The organism is Nesterenkonia sp. CL21, assembly GCF_031705515.1.
GTDB classification, from domain to species: Bacteria; Actinomycetota; Actinomycetes; order Actinomycetales; family Micrococcaceae; genus Nesterenkonia; species Nesterenkonia aethiopica.
The window spans coordinates 776828-793860 of the sequence record NZ_JAUTWR010000001.1 but is presented as its reverse complement, the minus strand read 5'-3'; the positions used below and the strand labels follow the sequence as shown (position 1 = coordinate 793860).

The 17033-nt window shown below is 70.3% G+C and carries 13 protein-coding genes; 1 reads left to right on the top strand and 12 read right to left on the bottom strand.

Features of this window, described 5'->3' with window-relative positions; translation table 11 throughout:
* Positions 1 to 25: 25 nt before the first annotated feature.
* Complete coding sequence (locus Q7C18_RS03560; RefSeq protein ID WP_311024227.1) at positions 26 to 886, bottom strand: DegV family protein; 861 nt, start codon at positions 884 to 886, stop codon at positions 26 to 28.
* A 142-nt stretch (positions 887 to 1028) separates the two neighbouring features.
* On the bottom strand, positions 1029 to 3554 hold the full coding sequence (gene leuS / locus Q7C18_RS03555) for a leucine--tRNA ligase (RefSeq protein WP_311024226.1): 2526 nt from the start codon (positions 3552 to 3554) through the stop codon (positions 1029 to 1031).
* A gap of 255 nt (positions 3555 to 3809) precedes the next feature.
* Between leuS and Q7C18_RS03550 the strand changes: the two genes are divergently transcribed.
* On the top strand, positions 3810 to 4781 hold the full coding sequence (locus Q7C18_RS03550) for an alpha/beta hydrolase (RefSeq protein ID WP_311024225.1): 972 nt from the start codon (positions 3810 to 3812) through the stop codon (positions 4779 to 4781).
* Between the two features lie 67 nt (positions 4782 to 4848).
* On the opposite strand, the gene Q7C18_RS03545 is transcribed toward Q7C18_RS03550, so the two are convergent.
* The 10 genes from Q7C18_RS03545 to Q7C18_RS03500 form a co-directional block, all read right to left on the bottom strand.
* Positions 4849 to 6840: a primosomal protein N' gene (locus Q7C18_RS03545; RefSeq protein WP_311024224.1), complete on the bottom strand. Its 1992-nt coding sequence runs from the start codon at positions 6838 to 6840 to the stop codon at positions 4849 to 4851.
* Between the two features lie 218 nt (positions 6841 to 7058).
* Positions 7059 to 8258 carry a methionine adenosyltransferase gene (gene metK, locus Q7C18_RS03540; protein ID WP_311024440.1) on the bottom strand — a complete coding sequence of 400 codons (1200 nt, stop codon included), beginning with the start codon at positions 8256 to 8258 and terminating at the stop codon, positions 7059 to 7061.
* Positions 8259 to 8342: 84 nt separating this feature from the next.
* Positions 8343 to 9656 (bottom strand): bifunctional phosphopantothenoylcysteine decarboxylase/phosphopantothenate--cysteine ligase CoaBC, encoded by a 1314-nt coding sequence (gene coaBC / locus Q7C18_RS03535; protein ID WP_311024223.1) that lies wholly within the window; start codon positions 9654 to 9656, stop codon positions 8343 to 8345.
* A 31-nt stretch (positions 9657 to 9687) separates the two neighbouring features.
* Positions 9688 to 9951 carry a DNA-directed RNA polymerase subunit omega gene (rpoZ, locus tag Q7C18_RS03530; RefSeq protein WP_070160277.1) on the bottom strand — a complete coding sequence of 88 codons (264 nt, stop codon included), beginning with the start codon at positions 9949 to 9951 and terminating at the stop codon, positions 9688 to 9690.
* 41 nt (positions 9952 to 9992) lie between these two features.
* Complete coding sequence (gene gmk / locus Q7C18_RS03525; protein ID WP_083277509.1) at positions 9993 to 10562, bottom strand: guanylate kinase; 570 nt, start codon at positions 10560 to 10562, stop codon at positions 9993 to 9995.
* Positions 10563 to 10757: 195 nt separating this feature from the next.
* Positions 10758 to 11078 carry an integration host factor, actinobacterial type gene (gene mihF, locus Q7C18_RS03520; RefSeq protein WP_070160275.1) on the bottom strand — a complete coding sequence of 107 codons (321 nt, stop codon included), beginning with the start codon at positions 11076 to 11078 and terminating at the stop codon, positions 10758 to 10760.
* A gap of 142 nt (positions 11079 to 11220) precedes the next feature.
* Positions 11221 to 12069 (bottom strand): orotidine-5'-phosphate decarboxylase, encoded by an 849-nt coding sequence (pyrF, locus tag Q7C18_RS03515; protein WP_311024222.1) that lies wholly within the window; start codon positions 12067 to 12069, stop codon positions 11221 to 11223.
* Complete coding sequence (gene carB / locus Q7C18_RS03510) at positions 12066 to 15371, bottom strand: carbamoyl-phosphate synthase large subunit (RefSeq protein ID WP_070160271.1); 3306 nt, start codon at positions 15369 to 15371, stop codon at positions 12066 to 12068. The genes pyrF and carB overlap by 4 nt, the downstream gene beginning before the upstream one ends.
* On the bottom strand, positions 15364 to 16518 hold the full coding sequence (carA, locus tag Q7C18_RS03505; protein WP_311024221.1) for a glutamine-hydrolyzing carbamoyl-phosphate synthase small subunit: 1155 nt from the start codon (positions 16516 to 16518) through the stop codon (positions 15364 to 15366). The genes carB and carA overlap by 8 nt, the downstream gene beginning before the upstream one ends.
* 8 nt (positions 16519 to 16526) lie before the next feature.
* Positions 16527 to 17027 carry a hypothetical protein gene (locus tag Q7C18_RS03500; protein WP_070160268.1) on the bottom strand — a complete coding sequence of 167 codons (501 nt, stop codon included), beginning with the start codon at positions 17025 to 17027 and terminating at the stop codon, positions 16527 to 16529.
* Positions 17028 to 17033 lie beyond the last annotated feature (6 nt).

Sequence of the window (17033 nt, the reverse complement as noted above, 5' to 3'; positions counted from 1 at the left end):
TCAGGACCGGGCCGCGCTCGGCCCCTCACCGCGGCGACGGCGTCAGACACACCGCCAGCGCCCCCAGGCCGAGATGCGCTGCGAGCGAGGGAGGCAGGTCGACCACCGGCACCGGCCGGGCCGAGAGCCCCGAGACCCGGTCCGCCAGCTCGAGCGCCTCCGGAAGATTGCCGAAGCCGTGGACCACCAGGCGTGGGTCGTCCATCGCGGAGGCCGCCTCCTCCACGCGGGCCATGAGCCGCTCCATCGCTCGCGGCATCGTGCGGGGCCGCTCCACCAGCTGCACCTCGCCGTCTTCAAGCCCCAGAAGAGGCTTCACCCAGAGCAGGCCGCCCACCAGGGAAGCCAGGGCATTGATCCGGCCGCCTCGCCGCAGCTGCTCCAGATTCGGCACCACGAAGAAAGCGCTCGCCCCACGCGCGCACCGCTCGGCCGCGTCAGCGACGGCGTCGATCGACCCACCGCGACCAGCCACAGCGGCGGCGTCCAGCACGGCGTCCCCCAGTGCGGCGCCGGTGAGCTGCGAGTCGACGACACGCACCGGGACGCCCGCGGCCTCGGCAGCCAGACGCGCGGCGTCCACGGTGCCGGAGAGCTTGGAGGACAGGTGCACCGCCACGATGCCCTCACAGCCGGCCGCCTCGGCAGCGCGGAACGCCTGAAGGAGGCGGCCCGGAGAGGGACGGGAGGTGCGCACCGGTGCACCCTGGGCGACCGCAAGGGCCAGATCGCGCTCCAGTTCGGCACCTTCGCCGCCGCCTGCCGACGCCCCGGTCTCCCCCGCGTAGAACTGATCACCGATCATCACGGGGATCGGCACCGAGGTCACCGGGGGCCGGGCGGCGTTCAGCAGGGCCGGGGGCAGCGAGCAGGAGGAATCCGTCACCACTGCGACGCCGCCCTGCCGTCGCCGCGGCCCCCAGAGCCCGGATCGACGGGGTCCGCCAACCGTGAGGGCGTCTTCACAAGACCGGATCCAGGCTGCCAGGCCCTGGTCCCTGCGCTCCCGCGAGACCTGGTCCATCGGGTCAGCCCGTGACGACGTTGACGAGCTTCGGAGCCCGGACGATCACCTTGCGAACCCCGCCGTCGGCCTCGATGTACTTCTGGATCTTCGGCAGCGCCAGTGCTCGGGCCTCGAGATCGTCCGCCGTGATGTCCGTGGACACCTCCAGCTTGTCCCGCAGCTTGCCCTTGACCTGCACCACGGCGGTGACCGTGTCCTCGACCAGCAGAGCCTCATCGACGGTGGGCCAGGTCGAGTTCGCCACGGAGGCCTCATGCCCGAGCATCGCCCACATGTCCTCAGCGGTGTAGGGGGCCACGAGGCTCAGGATCTGTGCGGTGACCTCCGCCCCTTCCCGCACCGCGGCGTCGGCGGCGCCGGCCCCGGAGTCGATCTCCTTGCGGATGGCGTTGACCAGCTCCATGAGCCGCGCCACGACCACGTTGAACTTCTGGTCCTCGAGCAGCTGCTCCACCTCGTGGACGGTGCGGTGGGTGACCGCACGCAGTGCTGCGGTCCCGCTGGTCGGATCCGTGCCGGGGGCGCTGGCCACATCCTGGGCCACACGCCACGCGCGGGCCAGGAACTTCGCCGACCCGGCCGGCGAGACGTCGGCCCAGTCGACATCGTCCTCGGGCGGTGAGGCGAAGACCATGGTCAGCCGGACGGCGTCGACGCCGTAGGCGTCCAGCTGCTCACCGAGGTCGACACCGTTGCCCAGCGACTTCGACATCGCCTTGCCGCCGTTGAGCACCTGGCCCTGGTTCATCAGCGCCTTGAAGGGCTCGTCGAAGCGGATCAGGCCCATGTCATGGATGACCTTGGTGAAGAAGCGAGCATAGAGCAGATGGAGGATGGCGTGCTCCACGCCGCCCACATACTGGTCCACCGGCATCCATCGGTCGGCCTCGGACGAATCGAAGATGCGCTCGTCGTTCTGCGGGTCCAGGAATCGCAGGAAGTACCAGGAGGAGTCCACGAAGGTGTCCATGGTGTCAGTGTCCCGGGTGGCAGGCTCACCGCACGAGGGGCAGTCCGCCGTGACCCAGTCGCTCGCCGCGGCCAACGGGGACTGGCCCTTCGGAGCCAGCTGCTCGCCTCGCAGGTCGGCCGGCAGCCGCACCGGCAGCTCGTCCTCGGGCACCGGCACCTCGCCGCAGCTGGGGCAGTGCACGATCGGGATCGGGGCGCCCCAGAAACGCTGACGGGACAGCAGCCAGTCGCGCAGCCGGTAGTTCACCGTGGCCTGTCCGAGCTGGCGCTCCGCCAGGACGTCCACCGCGCGAGCGATGGCCTCCTGCTTGCCCAGCCCCTCCCAGGCGGGCGAGTTCACCAACGTCCCTTCGCCGGCCGTGGCCGTGCCGGACACCGCGGGATCCTCTTCTCCGGTGTCCACCACGACGCGGACATCCAGCCCCATCGTCCGGGCGAACTCGAGATCCCGCTGATCATGGGCCGGCACAGCCATGACCGCGCCGGTGCCGTAGTCGGCGAGCACATAGTCCGAGGCCCAGATGGGCAGGCGCTCTCCCGTCAGCGGGTGGGCCGCGTACCGGCCCAGGAACACGCCGGTGCGCTCCCGGTCGGCCGACTGACGCTCGATGTCGGAGACCGAGCCCAGCGCCGCGCGGTAGCGCGCCAGCTCCTCCCGGTGCTCCTCGGTGACCAGCTGCTCGGCCAGCGCCGCATCGGCGGCGACCACCATGAACGTCACCCCGTACAGGGTGTCGGGGCGGGTGGTGAAGACCTCGATCGGCTCGACGTCGGCGCCGTCCTCGGCAGGCTCGACCTCGTACCGGACCGTCGCACCGGTGGAGCGGCCGATCCAGTTGCGCTGCATGCTCAGCACGCGCTCCGGCCATCGTCCGGCCAGCTGCTCCATGTCGTCGAGGAGCCGGTCCGCGTACTCGGTGATCTTGAAGTACCACTGGTTCAGGGCCTTCTTGGTGACCTGAGTGCCGCAGCGCTCACAGGCGCCGTCGACGACCTGCTCATTGGCCAGCACCGTCTGGTCCTTCGGGCACCAGTTCACCGGGGAGTCCTTGCGGTAGGCCAGGCCCCGGCGGTGGAACTGCAGGAACAGCCACTGGGTCCACCGGTAGTAGGACTCGTCCGAGGTGTGCAGGCGCCGCGACCAGTCCGCACTGATGGCATAGCGTTTGAAGGACGCCGCCTGGGTGTCGATGTTGGTGTAGGTCCAGTCCGCCGGGTGCGCGTCGTTCTTGATCGCCGCGTTCTCCGCCGGAAGTCCGAAGGAGTCCCAGCCGATGGGGTGCAGCACGTTGTATCCACGCAGCCGCGCATAGCGGGCCGGGATGTCGCCGATGGCGAAGGCCTCGGCATGCCCCATGTGCAGGTCGCCCGACGGGTACGGGAACATGTCCAGCACATAGCGCCGCTCGCGAGTGTCGTCGGGGTCCACCTCGAACGTGCCGTCCTCCTCCCAGAAGGGCAGCCAGCGCGCCTCGATCTCGGCGACGTCATACTGCTGGGGCTTCTCGGAGGCCTGCGCGGCCTGGGCCGCGGCGGAACCGCTCGCGTTGCTCACCTGGGGGCACCTCGTGGTCGTTCGATGGGATCGGGCAAAGGGCATCTCGGGACGTCATGGACGGGGCTCGCCGCGGTCGGCTCACCCAGCACGGTCGCAGGCAGGACCTCGTCCCGCCCCACGATCCCGTCGGGTTCGACCGCCGGCCTCAGAGACGACGTCCGGCCCACCCAGTCTAAGTGACGATGCCGACCTGAGTGACGACGCCGCCGATGCCGCCGACGCCGCCGACGCCCGCACCGCTACCCTGGTGAGGTGCCGCCGTCGACGCCTTCCTCCTCTGACCTGCCCGCCGCTCCCTGGGTGCCGCATCCACGTCGCGAAGGGGAACGCCGCACCGTCCCCGTGCGGGTCCGCCTGTCCGACGGGCGCGCGGCGACCGCTGACATCACCCTGTGGCACTACCGTGCCCGGCATCAGGTCCCCGGGCCGGCGCGCCGGCTGCTGGTCATCCATGGCTTCCGAGGCGACCACCACGGGATGCAGCTGATCGTCGACGCCCTGCCCGACCAGGAGCTGCTGGTCCCCGACCTGCCGGGCTTCGGCGCCACCGCCCCGCTGTCCCACGGCGTCCACGACGCCGAGACCTACGCGCGCGTCGTGGAGGCCCTGGCCCAGGCCCTGGCACTCGACGACCAGGACGTCCTGGTCGGCCACTCCTTCGGATCCATCGTCGCCGCGGCGCACACCGCCTGGCAGCAGGGCATCCCGGAGGGCCGACGCTGGGCGGGGCTGGGACTGCTCAACCCGATCAGCGACGACGTCTTCACCGGGTCGCTGCTGCCCGGCGCCGTCGCCGTGGAAGCCTACTATCGGGTCTGCGGCCGACTGCCTGAGCCCTGGGCGCTCTCCCTGCTGCGCTCACCCCTGATCCTGGCCGTGACGAATCTCACCATGATCGTGTCGCGGGACCGGGACGTAGTCGAGCATGTGCGCCGTGAACACCGGGAGCACTTCGGCGGCTTCGCCGACCGGGACACCGTCCTGCAGGCCTACCGGTCCTCCAGCCGCACCACCGTGACCCAGTTCGCCCGCGAGCTGGACCTGCCGACCCTGCTGGTGGTCGGGGCGCAGGATCAGCTCTCCACCCTGCGCGGACGACAGCGCCTCGCCCGACTGCTCCCCCAGGCCCGACTGGAGGTCCTCCGCGGGGTGGGCCATCTGCTGCACTATGAGAAGCCTGCCCCGACCGCCCGGGCCATCCGCCGCTTCCTCAGCGAGCTCTGAAGGTCTCAAGCGTCCGAGTGTCAGCGTCCCGCCAGACACCCCCAGTCCTCGAGCCCTGAGGAGTGGCTCAGACCTGCAGGGCCGACACGTCGTCCACGGCGATCCGCACGGCCCGATCCCCACGCTGGGCGCTCTGGGTGCGACGCAGCCGCCGCATCTCCTCGACGACCTCGGCGGCCTGCGCGTAGCCGAAGAACAGCAAGTACCGGTGACGACCGTCCTCGAGAGGGCTCGGCCCGATCCAGCTGACGCCCTCGGGCAGGTTCGCCGCCCGGATGAAGGCCTCGGCCTCCTCCGGTTCCGCCGTCAGGCTCAGCATGCGCTTCGCCGGGGGAAGACCGAGCTCCAGCCGACGGTAGAGCTCCCGACGGGCATAGGTGACCGGGTCCCAGCGCACCAGCGCCGCGGTGAGCTCCTCGGCCTCCGCGGTGACCACCACCGCCCCCGAGCGTGCCGGGTCAGCTCCGTGCGGCCGGACCAGAGACGCCGCACGGAACCAGCGAGCCAGGACCCTGCGCGGCACGTCCAGTCCCTCACGGCTGAGCTGGGCGTCCCCGTCGAGGAGCAGTGCGGCGGCATATCCTTCAGCGGCCACGGGCTCCACCCCGGGAGTGCTCACCACCACGGCCGGAGCCGCCGAGACCTCACGCACCGGGTGGTCCCCGGTGGAGGAGATCACCGTAGTGTTCGGGAAGGCCCGGCCAAGCTCATGCGCGGTGCGGTCCGCTCCCCTGACACCTGCCCGGAAGCGATCGTGCCCGCACTCCGCGCAGCGGTGGCCCCGGTGATGCAGCCCGCACCAGCGACACCTCAGGGTCCGGGACTGCTCATGGTGGGGCGGCAGGCTCAGCGGCCCATGACAGCTGGGACACTGCTGCCGGACGCGGCAGCGCTCGCACAGCACCGCCGGGACGAAGCCGGCCCGTGCCACCTGCACCAGCACCGGCCCGTGCTGCAGAGCCTGCTGGGCCGTGCGGTACGCCGCGGCCGGAAGCCGCGCCCCGCGTGCCATCGGGTCCCGTTCCGTGTGGTGAGAATCGGCGGTGGCCATCATCAGCGGGGAGGCCTCCCTGCGAGACTCGCGGGACGGGGCGACGTCCTGGAGCCATCCGCGCTCCACGAGGCGCTGCACCTCCAGGCTGCGGGAGGTGGACAGGAACAGCAGGCCGCATCCGGTCAGCACCGTGCGCAGCAGCGCCACCTCACGCACGTGATGGTAGGGCGCGCGCGGCTCGGCATGCGAAGGGTCGTCGTCGTCGACCACGATCAGCTGCCGCAGGCGCGGCACCGGGGCGAAGACGGCAGACCGGGTCCCCACCGCGATGCGAGCCTGCCCGTGGCGCAGGCGCAGGAACGCCCGGTATCGGGGTGTGGGGCCGACGTCGGCGGTCAGCCGGGCCACCTGCTCCGCGCCCCACACGTGCTCGAGCGCCTCCGCCACCTGCCCGACGTCGCGCGCATCGGGCAGGACCACCACGGCATCGCCGTCCTGCTCCAGGCAGCGACGCACCGTGTCCAGGATCTGGGCGACCCAGCTCTGCTCCCCATAGCCGGTCAGCGCCAGGGCCGCCTGGCGGGGTCTCGGGGTCTCGGGGTCGCACACCGGATCCGGGGCGGTCAGCCCGGCGAACTCCTTCTCCACCCGGGCCACGCGCGGGGGGATCGCCGCCCGCAGCACATCCGACGTGACCCCGGCACCGCGCTCAGCCACCTGCCGGGCCAGCTGGAGCACCTCCGGGGACAGCACCGGGACCGCCGAGACCACCTTGTGGATCAGAGAGAGCCGGGACGCCGTCTCCGCCGCCTCACAGCGCTCGACGACGAAGCCCAGCATCTCGCGACCGGAGAAACGGACCTTCACCCTCCCCCCGGGCACGACGGCGGCGTCGTGGTCCCGCGGCACCACATAGTCGAAGGTTCGGTCCAGATGCGGGACTCCGGAGTCCAGCAGCACCCGCGCCACCGGCAGCTCCGGGGCCGCCCCCGCCGGCAGACGCGCAGGCGGCGGCGGAGCCAGGGCGTCGAGGAGCGCCGGCTGGCTGTCCTCCCGCTCCGTCATCGCCTGTCTCCCTCCACGGCACTGGGACCTGTTCACCGGATGATGCTACGCGCCCGGGCTGACAGGCACGAAGTCCCCGGTGGCCGTCTGGTGCCGGTGCAGGCACGGCAGAGGCCGCACTGGACACAGAGGCCGCACCGGACACAGAGGCGGGGAGGACAGCACGCGGCCCCCGCCCTGGGGTGGGCGGGGGCCGCGTGCTGCAGGGTCGCCGGGCCTCAGGCGCCGAAGTACGACTTCAGAGCCTCGACACGGTCGAGACGCTCCCAGGGGAAGTTCTCGCCCTCACGGCCGAAGTGGCCGTTGCGGGCGGTCTCGCGATAGATGGGCCTCTTGAGGTCCAGATCCTCGATGATCCCCAGCGGGCGGAGGTCGAAGATCTCATCGATGGCCGCGGAGATGCGCGCCGGATCCACCGTCTCCGTGCCGAAGGTCTCCACATAGATGCCCACCGGACGCGCCCGGCCGATGGCGTAGGCGATCTGGATCTCGGCGCGCTCGGCCAGCCCGGCGGCGACCACGTTCTTCGCCACCCAGCGCATCGCGTAGGCGGCCGAGCGGTCCACCTTGGAGGGGTCCTTGCCGGAGAACGCGCCGCCTCCGTGCCGAGCGAAGCCGCCGTAGGTGTCGACGATGATCTTGCGGCCGGTGAGTCCGGCATCGCCCACCGGACCACCGACCACGAAGGGCCCAGAGGGGTTGATGATCTCGGAGACCGCGGAGATGTCCAGCCCGGAGGCCTCGATCACCGGCGCCACCACGTGCTCCGACATGTCAGCGTGCAGCTGCTCCTGGACGGTCTCCTGCGTGTGCTGGGTGGAGACCACCACAGTGTCCAGGCTCACGGGTCGCGCTCCGTCGTAGCCGACCGTCACCTGGGTCTTGCCGTCGGGGCGCAGATAGTCCAGCTCACCCGTCTGCCGGACCTCTGTGAGCCGGGCCGAGAGACGGTGGGCCAGCGCGATGGGCGTCGGCATATAGGTGTCGGTCTCGTTGGTGGCGTAGCCGAACATGATGCCCTGGTCGCCGGCTCCCTGGGCGTCCCGGCGATCTTCGGCTCCGCCGCGGGCCTCCATCGAGTTGAACACGCCGGCGAAGATCTCCGGGGACTGCTGGCCGATGCTGACGGAGACGCCGCAGCGGGCGCCGTCGAAGCCGTTGGCCGAGGAGTCGTAGCCGATGTCCAGCAACGTGGAGCGCACGATCTGCGGGATCTCCACATACCCCGAGGTGGTGACCTCCCCGGCGACATGCACCAGGCCGGTGGTGGTGAGGGTCTCCACCGCGACCCGAGAGTCGGGGTCTACGGCGAGCATCGCATCGAGCACCGCATCGGAGATCTGGTCGCAGATCTTGTCCGGATGACCGATGGTCACGGACTCGGAGCTGAACAGCCGCAGTCCCTGCGGCAGGGGCATGTCAGAAGAGGCAGCGCTGGTGTTGGTCACCGGCTCATCCTACGCGAGCGGCCAGCGTCGAGGCTGGCCGGTCAGCCAGCGGCTTCACAGAGCGTAAGGCGAGCGGACCTGGCGGGAGAGCAGCTGGGCGGCACGGTCCACGACGGCGCCGGCGGCCTCCTGCTTGGTGCCCACCACGTGGACGGGTTCAGACTCTCCGAGCAGCCCCTGGACGCCGAAGGACGCCAGGATATGGATCTCTGTGTCGTCCTGACCGAACACCAGGTTCCGGCCCACGCGATTCAGCACGAGCAGCTCGCATCCCTTGCGCAGCAGTTTGGCCTGTGCGAGGTCCAGCGGATCGTTCTCCGCGTCGCCGGTCTCGGCGGCGAAGCCGACGATGACGGTGGGACCGGTCCCTCGCTCGGCGCGCCTCCGCACCGTCGTGGCCAGGATGTCCGGATTGCGCTGCAGGTGGATGACCGGGTCCGTGCCGTCGTCGGTCTTCTTGATCTTGGCCTCGGCATAGTTGGCCGGACGGAAGTCGGCGACTGCCGCCGCCATGAGCAGCATGTCTGCTGCGGCGGCCGCGGACTCGACGGCGGCATGCAGCTCCTCGGCCGTCTCGACGGTCTCCACCGTCAGCCTGTCCTGAGCCGCCGGTGCCGGGACGTCCATCACCCCGGCGATGAGGTGCACCTGCGCACCCGCGGCCAGCGCGGCCTCGGCCAGTGCCAGTCCCTGTTTCCCGGAGGAGCGGTTGCCCAGGTATCGCACAGGGTCCAGCGGCTCGCGGGTGCCCCCCGCGGTGACGACGACGCGCCGCCCGGACAGCGGGCCCTCCGACGGGGTCACGGCGCCCGACGGCGGCCCCGGGTCTGCGTCACCAGGGCCCTCGGCGAGGACCCTGCGGAGGTGCGCGTGGATGTCGTGGGGCTCGGGCATCCGGCCCGGACCCGAGTCGGCGCCTGTCAGCCGCCCGACAGCGGGCTCCATGACGTCGACCCCGCGCCGACGCAAGATCTCGACGTTGTCGGCGGTGGCGGCGTTGCGCCACATCTCGGTGTGCATGGCCGGCACGAGCACCACCGGCGCCTCGGTGGCCAACAGCGTGGACGTGAGAAGATCATCGGCCATGCCGGCCCGCACCCGGGCCATCAGGTCGGCGGTGGCCGGTGCCACCACGACCAGGTCCGCCTCCTGGCCGAGGCGGACATGCCGCACCTCGTCCACATGAGAGAAGACGGAGGTGCTCACCTTCCGCCCGCTGATGGCCTCCCACGTGGGACGGCCCACGAACTCTTCCGCGGCGGCGGTCGGAACGACGTCGACCTGATGGCCGTCCTCACGGAGCAGTCGCACCAGGTGCACGGCCTTGTAGGCCGCGATGCCTCCGCTGACTCCCAGGACGATGCGCATCAGGTCGATCGGTGCTCTCCGGACCGTAGGGTCAGGATGCCGGGTTCTCGGCGGGGTGGTTGACCAGCAGGTCCTGGTCGATCTCCCGCAGAGCGATGGACAGAGGCTTCTCGTTGAGCTTCGTGTCCACCAGCGGGCCGACGTACTCGAAGAGCCCCTCGTGGAGCTGCGCGTAGTAGGCGTTGATCTGGCGGGCGCGCTTGGCGGCGAAGAGCACCAGGGCGTACTTCGAGTCGCTCTTGCCCATCAGGGAGTCGATCGGCGGGTCGATGATGCCTTCGAGCTGCTCAGTCACGGAAGAAAGGTCCTTGTCGGTCGCGTGTGGTGGGCCGTCGATCAGACGGCGTCCTTCTGGAAGCCCATGAGGGCGACGAGTTCGGCGGCGGCGCGGTCGAGGTCGTCGTTGATCACGGTGACGTCGAACTCCGATTCTGCCGCAAGCTCCATCTTAGCGGTTTCCAGGCGCCTCTGCTGTTCCTCGGGCCCCTCCGTACCCCGCCCTGTGAGGCGAGACACCATCTCGTCCCACGACGGCGGCGAGAGGAACACGAACTGCGCCTCGGGCATGGTCCGCCGCACCTGCCGGGCCCCCTGGAGGTCGATCTCCAGCAGGACGCTGCGTCCCTGGCCCAGGGCCTCCTCCACGGTGGATCGCAGGGTCCCGTAGCGGTGCCGCCCATGGACGGTGGCCCATTCGAGGAAGGCGCCCTCCTCCACCAGGCGGTCGAACTGCTCGGGCGCGACGAAATGATAGTCGACGCCGTCAGCCTCCCCCGGTCGCGGATCGCGGGTCGTCGCAGAGACCGAGAAGCAGACCTGCGGATAGTTCTCTCGGATGTAGCGGCTCATCGTCGACTTCCCCACAGACGTGGGGCCTGCGAGCACGGTGACCTTGGGCTCGTTCACTGCGGTGGACTCCTCGGCGCGGTCCGAGCCGCTCGACGGCGGCCGCGGAACCTCGGTGTGGTCGGTGGGCCGAGGCGGAACAGTCCCGGCCGGAGCAGGACCGACGCACCTCAAGCCTGGGCATCAGGATGTCGTCCATCCTAACGTCCGGACGAGGCCCCGCCGACCGAGACGCGGGGCAGCACGCGGGCCGCTTCAGGCCAGCTGAGCCAGATGTCGGGCCAGAGCGGTCCGCTGCTTGACGCCGAGTCCACCGATGCGCCGGTTCTCGGAGATCCCGAGATCCTCCAGCGTCCGGGCGGCCGTGACCTTCCCCACGCCGGGCAGCGCCTCCAGCAGCTCCACAGTCTTCAGCCGGGCCACCGCCTCGGAGGTCTCGGCCTTGGCCAGCACGTCGTCGAAGCTGATCTTCCCCGCTCCGAAGGCCTCCTTCAGCTCGGCCCGCTCGATCCGGGCCGCGAGGGCCTTCTGCCGGGCGATGTCGCGCTCTTCCTTGCTCAGTTCTCGCAGGGCCACGGTGTTCTCCTCTGCTGCGCCGCCTATGACATGTGGCAGAATCTAGCCTCATTTGTGCCCAGGGGCAATAGCCAGTTCCCCCAGATCAGGCGGCGACAGCCCCGGGCGCGGCGCGGTCGAGCGTCCAGACGGACCTGGACGGTCAGTCGCCCAGATCGGCCACGGTGCGGTCGATCGCAGCGGTCAGCGAGGCGACGTCGGGTCCGTGCGCGAGGATCCCCCGGGAGGAGTTGACGACCACCTGCCGGTGAGCCGGGCCGAAGCCTCGCCGCAGGTCCTGCGCCGTCGCCCCCTGCGCCCCGTATCCCGGAGCGAGCAGCGGCATCGCCCCTGCGGTCAGGTCGACACCTGCTTCTTCCGCCAGGCCCGCCGTCGTCGCGCCGACCACCAGGCCGATGTCTCCCAGGGCGCCGTCGTCGACCACGTCGTTCTCCGCGGCGGCCCGAGCGGCGATGCCTGCGGCCACCGTCCCGTGGGCGTCCCGTGCCAGCTGGACCTCCCGCCCTTCGGGGTTCGAGGTCAGCGCCAGCACGAACAGCCCGGCGCCATGGCGGCAGGCCGCCTCGACGGCGGGGCTCAGCGAACCGAAGCCCAGGTACGGGGAGACGGTGAGCGCATCGGCGGCGAGGGCGGCGTCGGGGTCCAGCCACGCCTCGGCGTAGCCGGCCATCGTCGAACCGATGTCGCCCCGTTTCGCATCGGCGATCACCAGCAGCCCCTCCCGGCGGGCGGCCTGCTGCAGCTCGGCCAGCACGCTCAGGCCCGCAGGCCCGAACCGCTCGAAGAAGGCGACCTGCGGCTTGATGATGCCGACCCGACCCACCGCGGCATCCAGCACGCGGCGGCCGAACTCCCGGAGCCCGGCGACGTCGTCGGCCAGGCCCCACTGAGTCAGCAAAGCGGCGTGCGGATCGACGCCGACGCACAGCCGACCGTGGCGACGGATCGCCTCGGCCAGCCGTGCGCCGAACTGCGGAGGGCGCTCGCTCATGAGGAGAGCTCCGCGAGCCGTGCCGCGTGGTCCTGCAGGGAGGTGACCGACCAGCTGAACTGGCGCAGCGCCTCGATCGCCAGGACCGCGGCGCCGAACTCCGCCACCGTGGTGATCACCGGAGTGCCCACCGACGTCGCCGCCGCACGGATCTCGTAGCCGTCGCTGCGGGCGTCCCCACCCGAGGGCGTGTTCACGATCAGGTCGATCTGCCCGGACTCCACGAGGTCGAGGATGGTCTCCCCCTCCCCCGGGGCGTCGGCGATCTTGCGCACCACCGAGGGGTTCAGGCCGTTGCGCCGCAGCACGTCCGCGGTGCCCCCGGTGGAGACGACCTCGAAGCCGAGGTCCACCAGGCGCTTGACGGTCATGATGACGGCGCGCTTGTCCCGGTTGGCCACCGAGACGAAGACCTTGCCGGAGGTCGGCAGCGGGTTGCTCGCCGCCTGCTGAGACTTCGCGAAGGCCGTGTCGAAGTGCTTGTCGATGCCCATGACCTCACCGGTGGAGCGCATCTCCGGACCCAGCAGCGAGTCCACCACACGCCCCTCAGGGGTGCGGAACCGGTTGAACGGCAGTACGGCCTCCTTGACGGACACCGGGGCGCCCGGGGGCAGCAGGGATCCGTCACCGAAGGTCGGCAGCAGCCCGCCTGCCGGGTGGCCGGAGCCCGCCCGCAGCTCGCTGATCGAGACGCCCGTGCCGATCAGCGCGGCGGCCTTGGCCAGCTGCACGCCGGTGGCCTTGGAGACGAACGGCACCGTGCGTGAGGCCCGCGGATTGGCTTCGATGACGTAGAGGACGTCGGAGGCGACGGCGAACTGGATGTTGATCAGGCCACGGACCCCGACGCCGGCGGCGATCGCGGCGGTCGCCTCCCGGACCCGCTCCAGCACGTCCGGTCCCAGGGTGATCGGAGGCAGGGCGCAGGCCGAGTCGCCCGAGTGGATCCCGGCCTCTTCGATGTGCTCCATGACACCGCCCAGGTAGAGGTCCCGGCCGTCGAAGAGGGCGTCGACGTCGACCTCGATCGCGTCCTCCAGGAACCGGTCCACCAGCACCGGATGCTCGGGAGTGACCTCGGTCGCATTGGCGATGTACCGGGCGAGTCCAGGCTCGTCGTAGACGATCTCCATGCCGCGTCCGCCCAACACATAGGAGGGCCGCACCAGCACGGGATAGCCGATGCCGTCGGCCACCCGCTTGGCGTCCTCGAAGCTCACGGCCGTGCCGTTCTTCGGCGCGATGAGCCCGGCCTGCCGCAGCACCTGGTCGAACTCGCCACGGTCCTCCGCCAGATCGATGGCCTCCGGCGACGTGCCCAGGATCGGCACCCCGGCGTCGGCCAGCTGCTGGGCGAGCTTCAGCGGCGTCTGACCGCCGAGCTGGACGAACACCCCGTGGACGCCGCCGGTCCGCTCCTCGGCGGCGATGACCTCCAGGACGTCCTCCAGGGTCAGCGGCTCGAAGTAGAGCCGTGTGGAGACGTCGTAGTCGGTGGAGACGGTCTCCGGGTTGCAGTTGACCATGACGGTCTCGTAGCCCGCATCCCGCAGCGCCATGGTGGCATGCACGCAGGAGTAGTCGAACTCGATGCCCTGGCCGATCCGGTTCGGCCCCGAGCCCAGAATGATGACCGAGGGCTTCTCGTGGTCGCTGATCTCATCCTCACGGTCGTAGGACGAATAGTGGTACGGCGTGTAGGCCTCGAACTCGGCCGCACAGGTGTCCACCGTCTTGAAGACCGGCCGGATGCCCAGTGCGTGGCGCACACCCCGCACCACGGCGGGGTCCATGTGGCGCAGGGCGCCGATCTGCTCGTCCGAGAAGCCGTGCCGCTTGGCGGTGCGCAGCACCTCCGGGCTGAGCTCACGTGCCTCAGCGATCGTCTGGGCGGTCTCGTTGATCAGCTCCAGCTGGTCCAGGAACCACGGGTCGATGGCGGTGATCTCGTGCACCTGCTCCAGGCTGGCCCCGGAGAGCAGCGCACGCTGCACCTGGTGGATACGCTCGGTGGTCGGCGTGGCCATCTTCTCCAGCAGCTCGGCGAGCTCCTCCTGGCCGGCGGGGGTGAAGTCGAACTCCGAGCCCCGCTGCTCCAGGGACCGCTGGGCCTTCTGCAGCGCCTCGCTGAAGTTCCGCCCGATGGCCATCGCCTCACCGACAGACTTCATGGTGGTCGTCAGCGTGGTGTCGGCGGCCGGGAACTTCTCGAAGGCGAAACGTGGGACCTTCACCACCACGTAGTCCAGCGTGGGCTCGAAGCTCGCCGGGGTCTTGCGGGTGATGTCGTTGGGGATCTCGTCGAGGGTGTAGCCCACCGCGAGCTTCGTGGCGATCTTGGCGATGGCGAACCCGGTCGCCTTCGAGGCCAGCGCTGAGGAGCGCGAGACCCGGGGGTTCATCTCGATGACGACCACCCGCCCGGTCGCCGGGTCCACTGCGAACTGGATGTTGCAGCCGCCCGTGTCGACGCCGACCTCGCGGATCACGTTGATCGCGATGTCGCGCAGCTTCTGGTATTCCCGGTCGGTCAGCGTCAGCGCCGGGGCCACGGTGATGGAGTCGCCGGTGTGCACACCCACCGGGTCGAGGTTCTCGATCGAGCAGACGACCACGACGTTGTCGTTGGCGTCGCGCATCATCTCGAGCTCGTACTCCTTCCACCCGAGGATCGACTCCTCCAGGAGCACCTCCGTGGTCGGGCTGTACTGCAGTCCCGTCCCGGCGATGCGCCGCAGGTCCTCGGCGTCGTAGGCGAGCCCGGACCCCAGCCCTCCCATGGTGAACGACGGCCGCACCACCATCGGGTAGCCGAGGTCCTCGGCCGCCTCGAACGCCTCCTCCATGGAATGGACGATCCGCGAACGGGCGGACTCGCCGCCCGAGCGCTCCACGACGCCCTTGAACTTCTCGCGGTCCTCACCGAGCTCGATAGCGGCGATGTTCGCCCCGATCAGCTCCACGCCGTACTTCTCCAGGACGCCGTCCTTGTCCAGCGCGATGGCGGTGTTCAGCGCCGTCTGCCCGCCCAGAGTGGGCAGGATCGCGTCGGGACGCTCCTTCTCGATGATCTTGGCGACGACGTCGGGGCTGATCGGCTCCACATACGTGGCGTCGGCGAACTCCGGATCGGTCATGATGGTTGCCGGGTTGGAGTTGACCAGGATGACGCGGATGCCCTCTTCCTTGAGCACGCGCAGGGCCTGGGTCCCCGAGTAGTCGAACTCTGCCGCCTGGCCGATGACGATCGGGCCGGAGCCGATGACCAGCACGGAGTTGAGGTCTTGACGCTTAGGCATTGTCCTTCACTTTCATCAGCTCGACGAAGCGGTCGAAGAGGTAGGCGGAGTCGTGAGGTCCGGCGGCGGCCTCCGGGTGGTACTGCACCGAGAAGGCCGGGATGTCCAGGCAGCGCAGCCCCTCCACGACGCCGTCGTTGAGGCTGGAGTGGCTGACCTGCACGCGGCCGTATCGCGACTCCGGGGCGGTGGTGGTCTCCCCGACGGGTGCGTCCACCGCGAAGCCATGGTTCTGCGAGGTGATCTCCACCTTGCCGGTCAGATGGTCCATGACCGGCTGGTTGATCCCGCGATGCCCGAAGGGCAGCTTGTAGGTGCCGAAGCCCAGCGCGCGGCCGAGGATCTGGTTGCCGAAGCAGATCCCGAAGAACGGCACTCCGGCGTCGAGGACCTCCCGCAGCAGGCCCACCTGGGTGGCTGCCGTGGCAGGGTCCCCGGGGCCGTTGGAGAGGAACACGCCGTCGGGCGAGACGGCCTCGATGTCCGCGAAGGACGCCGTCGCCGGCAGGACGTGGACGCGCAGTCCGCGCTCCGCCATGCGGACCGGCGTCATCGTCTTGATGCCGAGGTCGAGCGCGGCCACGACGGCGAGGGGCTCCCCCTGCCAGCCGTGGCCGGACGGCTCCACGACGTAGGCCTGCTCCGTGGTGACCTCCTCGGCCAGGCGTGCGCCCTTCATCGACGGCTGGGACCGGACCTCGTCGACGAGCTCCGCCACGGGACGCGAAGCGGCCTCCCCGGAGAAGATGCCGGCCTTCATGGCGCCGGCGGTGCGCAGATGACGGGTCACCGCACGGGTGTCCACTCCCTGAATCCCGACGACGTCCTGCGCGACGAGCTCCTCGTCCAGGCTGCGTCGGCTGCGCCAGTTCGAGGGACGCCGCGCGGCGTCACGGACCACATAGCCGGCCACCCAGATCCGGCGGGACTCCGGGTCCTCGTCGTTGACTCCGGTGTTTCCGATGTGCGGGGCCGTCTGCACGACGATCTGACGTGCGTACGACGGGTCGGTGAGGGTCTCCTGGTAGCCGGTCATGCCGGTGGCGAAGACCGCCTCCCCCAGACGGGAGCCTCGGGCCCCGTAGGCGGTCCCCTCGTGGACGGTGCCGTCCTCGAGGACGAGGAGGGCAGGATCGATGGTGCTCATAGGTGGGTTCACTCCTCGGTCAGTCTCTTCAAGTGGCTCAGCAGCTGCTCATGGGCCTCGGCGTGCCGCGCACGGAAGGCCGTCTCCACGGACTCCTCCCCCAGCTTCCAGCCGATGATGAGGGCGCCGTCGCGCTCGACGAACTTACCCACCACCCCGCGGTCGGTGCGCGTATGGGTCAGCTGGTCTCGGGTGATGAGATAGTTCCGCGCTCCGGCACGGAACACGGCCACACCCTGGTCATGGACCTCGATCCGACCGTCGGTGCGGATCCCCAGGCCGTGCACGGCCACGCGGTCCAGGTAGTCCGAGGCCTTCACCGTGCCGATGACCATGCCCTCGCCGGCGGCCAGCGGCTCGGCGTCGATGATCTCCGGCACGATCGTGGCCGGCTCCGGCAGCCCGGCCTGTCGTCTCTTGCGTCCTCGCCAGCCCCACCAGAGCATCAGGGCCGCGACCACGATGATCGCGAAGGACACATAGAAGTAGTTCAGATAGACCTGCGTCATGCGGGG